This window comes from Streptomyces flaveolus, from assembly GCF_014648815.1.
GTDB classification, from domain to species: Bacteria; Actinomycetota; Actinomycetes; order Streptomycetales; family Streptomycetaceae; genus Streptomyces; species Streptomyces flaveolus.
The window spans coordinates 151,915-159,396 of record NZ_BMRV01000010.1 but is presented as its reverse complement, the minus strand read 5'-3'; the positions used below and the strand labels follow the sequence as shown (position 1 = coordinate 159,396).

Genomic DNA, 7,482 nt, shown 5'->3' with positions numbered 1-7,482 from the left:
CGGGGCCCGGTTCCGGCCGGGTCCCCGGAGAAACGGGCCGCGCCGGGGGGAACGGCGGACGGCCCGCTCCGGTCAGGCCGAGGCGGTCGGACCCTCGTCCACGCCGGTGACGTCCTGCCTGCTCTCCGCCATAGCGGAGAGCAGGAACTCCGTCTCGACGAGCGCGGGGACCGGTCCGCCGGGGTTGAGGTACAGCTGGTGCCCCTCCGGAAGTCGCTCCAGCAGTCGGTCGACGGACAGCACCTCGGACGCCATCCGGCCGGCCGCGCTCAGGTGGGGCTGCGCGGTGTACACCGGAACGACCGGTGCGCCCTCCGGGGTCGCCGCGGTCACCGGGCTCCCGTCGGGGTGGACCAGCACGGCGACCTCGGCCGTGGCGAGCGCCCGGGCGAGATCCTCGCCCGGCCCGTACCGGGTGGCCGCGAGCTGCATCGCGGAGTCGACCGGATCGGTCGGCTCGGGCCAGCCGAGCATCACGGGGGAAGGGCGATACTCCGGGTTGTCGCGCCAGCCGACGATCTCGCCGTCCGCGTCGGACCGCCACTGCCCCATCACCGCCCAGTGCGGGGGCGTGTCCGGCCCGGACCAGCCCGGGTCGACCAGACCGAGCCAGTGGTCGGGAACCAGCCGGCCCGCCTCCCGGACGTTGTCCGGCGGCTCGGGCAGCTCGCCGTCGAACTCGTCTCCGTCGGTGCCCGCCCCGCCCGGAGCGCTCACGGCCGAGGCATCCTCCGCGGTCGATCCGGGCAGCGGTTCCCCGGGCGGCTGTTCCCCGGAGAGGGGCTCGGTGGCGGCGACCACGCCGGGCAAGGCCATGAAGACGTCGTCGGACGTTTCCGTCTGCACATGTCCGGATATTTCCGCGGCAGGTTCTTCCACGAGTTCTTCCCTATGCCGGTGAGCGGTTTCCGGCGGGACAGTAACCCGCCCGTAGGGCACACGACCTCGGCTAAGTAATCCATATGCGTCACGGCGCCCGGAAAATCAGTCACCTTTCAGTAGCCGCGCATATGGGCTCGGCGGACGGCACTGGTGATGATGTTGATCCGATGCCGCCCGCGTGGACGTCCGCGGGCGGCTCAGGCTAGGGAGGTCGGTTCGTGACGCGCCAGGTACTCACCGTTGACCAGAACGGGTCCGGTGGCTTCGCGTCGATCGGCGAGGCGCTGACGCGGGCCCGCTCGGGCGCGGTCATCAGCGTGCGTCCCGGCCGCTACGCCGAGAGCCTGGTCATCGGCACCCGGGTCACCCTGGTCGCGGACGGACCGCGCGGGAGCGTCGAGATCTGCCCGCGCCGCGACAGCGCCCTGACCCTGGCGGCCGACGGGGTGAGCCTGACCGACCTGCTGCTGCGCGGCGGCGAGAGCGACGTGCCCGTGGTGTTCGCCGCGCGCGGCCAGGTGGCGATGGACGGCTGCGAGGTGGTGGGCGGCGGCTGGGCCGCGGTGCTCAGCAGGGCCGGAGGATCGCTCGCCCTGCGACGCTGCCGGATCACCAACTCCGCGGGCGCGGGCGTGGTCGAGACCTCCTCGGTCGGCAGCGTCGTCGAGGACTGCGTCATCGAGCACCTGGGCACCTCGGCCCTCGTGGTCGGGGAGAACGGGCGGCTGACGGTCCGCAACTCCCGGCTGCGCGACGCGCGGGGCAACGGCCTGCTGGCCAACGGCGAGGCGCGCGGGGTGATGGAGGACTGCGAGATCTCCTCCACCGACAAGCCGGCGATCGCCCTGGAGGGCGCGAGCTCCTTCCAGGTGTCCCGCACCGAGGTGCACGGGGTCACCGTCGGCGCCTACGTGACCAGCAGTTCGCGGACGGTGCTGGAGGACGTCCGGGTCGGCGACAGCACCGGGCACGGCATCGTCGTGACCGGCGGCGCCGACCCGGCGCTGCGGCGCTGCTCCACCGACAGCACCCGGGGCAGCGGACTGCTGGTGCTGGGCCGTTCCCGGGGCACCTACGAGGACTGCACCTTCACCTCCGCCGCCCAGGCCGGCATCCGGGTCACCGAGTCCAGTTCCCCCGTGCTCACCGGCGTCCAGGTCCGGGACGCTCGGACGGTCGGGGTGCAGTTGACGGACGAGTCGGCCGCCGAGTTCGACCGCCTCGAAGTGGCGGACGCCAAGGGCGTGGCCGTCTCCATCCGCCTGGGTGCCAATCCCCTGCTGCGGCGGCTGCGGGTGGTGCGCAGCGGCGGCCACGGAGTCGAGGTCGCCGAGGACGGCCGCGGGCGGCTGGAGAACTGCGAGATCGACTCCGCCGGTGCGTCGGCGCTGCGGATCGAGGGGCACGGGAACCCGTTCGTGGGCGACTCCGCCCTGACCGGCGCCACCCGCGCGGGCGTGTCGGTGGGCGCCCGGGGACAGGGCTCCCTGCGGGACTGCACCGTCACCGGCAGCGGGACGGAGGGCATCTCGGTGGAGGACGGGGGCGACCTCTCCCTGGCTCGCGTCGAGGTGCGCGACTCCGGAGCCCACGGCATGCTCATCGCGGCCGGCGCCCGCGCCTCGCTCAACGGCTGCGAGTTCACCGGCAGCACCGGCGACGGCATCCGGATCGACACCGAGGAGCAGGTGACCGTCACCCATTGCTCGGTCCGGGACAACCGCGGAGCCGGCCTGCGGCACTCCCGCCCCGGCCCCCGGCTCGCCGTCGAGGCGCTGACCAGCAACGGGAACCGGGCCGCGGACACTTGGCAGGGCGCACCGCCGCCGGAGCCGGGCAGCTACGGCGCCACGGCCACGGACAAGGCGGCGACCGGCGCCGACGGCCGTCCGGCGGAACCGCAGGGCCCGCTGGCCGAACTCCAGGCACTGGTCGGACTCGACGGGGTCAAGAACCAGGTGACCACCCTGGTCAACCTCAACCAACTGGCCCAGCGGCGCGCCCGTCTCGGCATGCCCGCCCCTCCGATGAGCCGCCACCTGGTGTTCGCCGGCCCACCGGGAACGGGCAAGACCACGGTCGCGCGGCTGTACGGCAGCATCCTCGCCGAGCTCGGCTCACTGCGGTCGGGACACATCGTGGAGGTGGCGCGAGCGGACCTGGTGGCCCAGATCATCGGCGGCACGGCCATCAAGACCTCGGAGGTCTTCGAACGGGCGCTGGGCGGCGTGCTGTTCATCGACGAGGCGTACACGCTGCTGTCGGACAGCAAGGGATCCGGGGCCGACTTCGGACAGGAGGCCATCGACACCCTGGTCAAGCTCATGGAGGACCACCGCGACGACGTCGTCGTGATCGTGGCGGGCTACTCCAAGGAGATGGAGGGTTTCCTCTCCGCCAACCCCGGGCTCGCCTCCCGCTTCACCCGCACCATCGAGTTCGTCAACTACACGGTGGACGAACTCGTCACCATCGTCGAGACGATGTGCGCCGCGCACCGCTACGAGCTGGACCCGCTCACCCGCGAAGCGCTGGCGCTGCACTTCACCGCGATCCCGAGGGACGCCACCTTCGGCAACGGACGGGCCGCCCGGCGGGTGTTCGAGGAGATGGTCGACCGGCAGGCGTTCCGGCTCTCCACCCAGCAGGAGGTCGGCGAGTCCGACCTCACGCTGCTGCTGCCCGAGGACGTCGGCGAGGCCGAGGCCGCGAAGGTGCGCGGCGGCGCGGAGGAGAACGCCCCCGAGGACTCCGACGTCCTGGCCCAGCTGAACGGCATGGTCGGGCTGGCGGCTGTCAAGCACGAGGTCAACGGGCTGGTCAGCCTGCTCACCGCCACCCGTCAGCGCCAGGCCCTCGGCCTGCCCACCCCGAGCATCAGCCACCACGTGGTCTTCGCCGGCCCGCCCGGAACCGGCAAGACCACGGTGGCCCGCCTCTACGCCGACCTGCTGCGCTCCTTCGGCGTGCTGCCCAGGGGCCAGCTCGTCGAGGTGTCCCGGGCCGATCTCGTCGGCCGGTACATCGGGCACACCGCGCAGCTCACCGCCGAGGCCTTCGAACGGGCCCGCGGCGGTGTCCTGTTCATCGACGAGGCCTACGCCCTCACCCCCGAGAACTCACCGTCCGATTTCGGGCGGGAGGCCGTGGACACCCTGCTGAAGCTGATGGAGGACCACCGTGACGAGGTGGTGGTCATCGCCGCCGGCTACACCCACGAGATGCGGCGCTTCCTGGACTCCAACCCGGGCCTGGCCTCCCGCTTCTCCCGTCACATCCCCTTCTCCGACTACACCACCGACGAACTGGTCACCATCGTCCGGCGGAACGCCGAGAACGTCGGGTACTTCTGCACGCCGGAAACCCTGGAAGCGCTGCGCGGATACCTCGACGCACTGCCGCGCGACCGGTCCTTCGGCAACGCCCGACTGGCCCGCCAGCTCGTCGAGACGATGGTGACCCGTCAGGCCGGCCGGCTGCAGAGCGTCGTCGACCCCGGACTGGACGCGCTCACCCGGCTGCTCCCCGAGGACCTGCCGTTCGCCCCGGCACCGAGGGACCTCGGTCCGGTGGTGGCTGAGTGATCGGACGCGGGGGCCGCTTCCGGGGGCAGCGCGCGGGCCGCGCCTCGGCCCGCGACGTGTCGGTGACCCCCGATCCGGCCACCGACGACGGCAACGTCTTCCTCTTCCACCAGGACCCCGGGACGGCCGACCGCCTGGTCGAGGAGGCCCGCACCCTGAGGAACACCTCCTCCACCGAACTGACCCTGCTGGTCGGCGCGGTGCCGGAGACCTCGAAGCCTCTCTGGGAGCGGTTCGCGACGGTGCTCGGCGACGGCCGCCGGACGGGAATCCAACGGGTGCTGCTGGTGATGGCGGGTGCGGCACTCGAGCGGGGCGGCCGGCCCGCCGTCGCGGCCAGGATGCGCGACGAGTGGGAGATCGAGGTCGTCGCACCGGCGGGCCGGCCGCTGATGGTGCCCGGCGGACACCTGTTCGCCACCGAGGAACCCGACACGTCCGACGGCCCCGACGGGCTGGGCGGGCCCGCCTCCTGGTGGCGCTTCGCGCCGGGGGCCAAGCCGAGGCCGCTGGGCCCGCGCTACCCGGTGCCGCGCTGGCAGAACGCGCTGAACAGGCTGGACGCCGACCTCGCCCGAGGCCATCTGCTGGAGGAGATCCCGGCCGGGCTGCTGATCAGGAACGCGGGCGCCTCTTCCGCCGACGCGCAGGGCATCCGCCACTCGGTGCCGGTGGACGCCGACCGGCCCTGCGTCCTGGTGGGCACGCCCGGTGCGCCGGACGTCTCCGCCGAGGCACTCGCCACCGTCCTCGCCGCCCTGCCCGCTCCGGTCCGGCAGACCGTACGGCTCGTCCCGGGCGCCGGGGACGACCTGCTGCCCACGGCCCGGGCGACCGCCGACCTGCTCGGCGCCGCGACCGAGGTCACCACGGGGCTGCCCGTGCTGATGGAGGGAGACACCCCCGACGGTCAGGACCAGGTCGTGGTCATGGCTTCCGACGGCAACCCGGCCTGGCGACCCTACGTGGGGTCGGTGGTGTGCCCCCCGAACGACGGCGCGGGACCCCCCGGCCCCCGGCTCGGCCGGTGGCGGAGCCCGGTCGCCGGGCTGGAGCGGGAGACCGACGAAGGCGTACTGCGGTTCGAGGAGGGGTGGCGTCTCGCGGTCACCCGGGCCGGACTCTGGCTCGGTCCGGCGGGCTTCCCCCGGCCCCCGTTCTGGGAACGGCCCGTCCACGCCGACGTCGTCGCGATCGACCTCGACCTGCCCGGCCGGCACCTGGACGAGGCCGTGCGGTCCGCCCTCGACCGGCTGCTCGGCGCCCTGGAGAGCGCCAGCCGCCGCCGCGCCGAGATTCACGTACGCGGAGAGGTCGACGCCGAGGGCCTGAGCACACTGCGCCGGCTGGCCGTCCGTCACGGCGTCGCGGTGGTCACGCGGTCCGCGGACACCGCCCGGCCGGGAACCGAGGCCGGCGAGCTGTCCGTCGCCCCGGCAGGCCCGGAAGCCGCGGCGGCGCCGCCTGTCGCCCCGGCGCTGTGGGAGTATCAGCCCGGCCCGCTGCCGCACCGTTCTTCTGGGGATGCCGTGCCGTCGGCCGGAAGTGCGCAGGTCCCCGAGGAGCCCGCTCCGGGGCGCGAAACCCCCGCTGCCACCGTGGAGCGGCCGACGGCCCCCGCCCGGACACCGGGGTACGCGCTGGAGAGCGCCGGAGAGCCCGCCCTGGCACCGGCCGACGGCCCTTCCGCCGGGGACCGTCTCCTCGGTGCGCTCCCCGACCCGGCCGTCCCGGAACCCGGTGGCTCTTCCCCGGTCGCGGCGTCGGCGCCTGTCTCGGTTCCGGTCCCGGCGACCAGGGGAGCGGGGCCGTTCGCACCGCCGTCGCCGTCGCCGGAAGCGGAGTCCAGGTCGGCCGCACCGTCTCGGGTGCCCGCTGCCGTGACGAGTCCGCCCGCGGGCCCGCGGTCCGGAACCGACCCCGCGCCGGCCTCGCCCCCCGCCCCCGTACCCGGCGAGCGCACGGGGCCGCGCCAGGACGGCCCGGCCGCCGATCCCGGACCGCCCGTCCCCACGGCCCCGGCACCCGACACGGGCCACGGACGGCGGACAGCGGTCCCGTCCCCGCTGGGCTTCCCCGTCGCACCGACGTACCGGAGCACCCCGGCCGACCGCGAGGCCCTGCGCCGGCTCGTCGGGGCCCAGTGGGACCAGCACTCGGCCGCCCTGACCCGCGCCCTCTCCCGGCTCCCCGCGCTGCGGGTGCAGGCGCAGAAGGAGGACGCCAGGGCGGACCTGATCGCCGTACGCGCCTATCTCACCGTCGAGGACGGGCCGTTGAGCGACCAGTGGATCGAGCAGGGCTTCGCGGCCGGGGACCGCAGCGTTCTGCCCTCCGTCGCCTGCGCGGCGTCCGGGCTGCGGCGGCTGCCCTCGCACCGGGGCCCGGCGATCCGCAGCGCGGGACCCGACGGCCGGGCGGTCGACGGCCTGGAGCCCGGCCACGAGCTGTGCCGGGCCGGTCCGCTGAGCGCCCTGGTGCTGGACGGCGCGGCCCCCTCCGCGGCGACCGACCGCTACCTCATCTGGTCGGTGGTCGGCAGGCGCGTGCGTCCCTTGCTGGAGCAGCCCACGGAGCCGGACCACTCGGAGGAGATCATGTTCGGCCCCGCTACCCGGTTCCGAGTGCTGGGCGTGGAGGACGCGGGCGAGTCCCGGCTCGTACTGCTGCGGGAACTCGGACCGAACACACCTCCGGGCCGTCCGGGACGGGCTCCCGACAGCCAGGACGAGGCGATCGCCCTCCGTCTCCGCGAAGCCGCCCGAACCCTCGAGAGCGTCAGCCGCGTCGGCACGGAGTGGCCCCGACGCTGCACCGGCGCCCTGCTCCCGATGAACGGGGACGACCGCGCCTGATCGTCGCCGTGACCGCCATGTCGGGTATTCACCGTGTACTTGTGTGCACAGTGGGCCCTGACGTGGGGTGGTGCCTTCCGCGCAGCCGTCAAGCTGAGGATCCGAGGGCGTCGTCACCCCTGTGGGGGACGGGCGCTCGCGGGTCGTACCGATGGAGCGGT

At 74.2% G+C, this 7,482-nt stretch carries 3 protein-coding genes; 2 read left to right on the top strand and 1 reads right to left on the bottom strand.

Annotated elements, in window-relative coordinates:
* Positions 1–72: 72 nt before the first annotated feature.
* Positions 73–879, bottom strand: a complete 807-nt coding sequence (locus IEZ05_RS23140; protein WP_229869821.1) for a type VII secretion system-associated protein — start codon at positions 877–879, stop codon at positions 73–75.
* Positions 880–1,100: 221 nt separating this feature from the next.
* Here IEZ05_RS23140 and IEZ05_RS23135 point away from each other — a divergent pair, with 221 nt between their 5' ends.
* Together IEZ05_RS23135 and IEZ05_RS23130 are read left to right on the top strand one after the other, a co-directional pair.
* A complete protein-coding gene (locus tag IEZ05_RS23135; protein ID WP_189232131.1) occupies positions 1,101–4,466 on the top strand; it encodes a right-handed parallel beta-helix repeat-containing protein in 3,366 nt (1,121 codons plus the stop codon).
* Positions 4,463–7,321, top strand: coding sequence for a hypothetical protein (locus IEZ05_RS23130; RefSeq protein ID WP_189232130.1), 2,859 nt, complete (start codon positions 4,463–4,465; stop codon positions 7,319–7,321). The genes IEZ05_RS23135 and IEZ05_RS23130 overlap by 4 nt, the downstream gene beginning before the upstream one ends.
* The last annotated feature ends 161 nt before the right edge of the window (positions 7,322–7,482 follow it).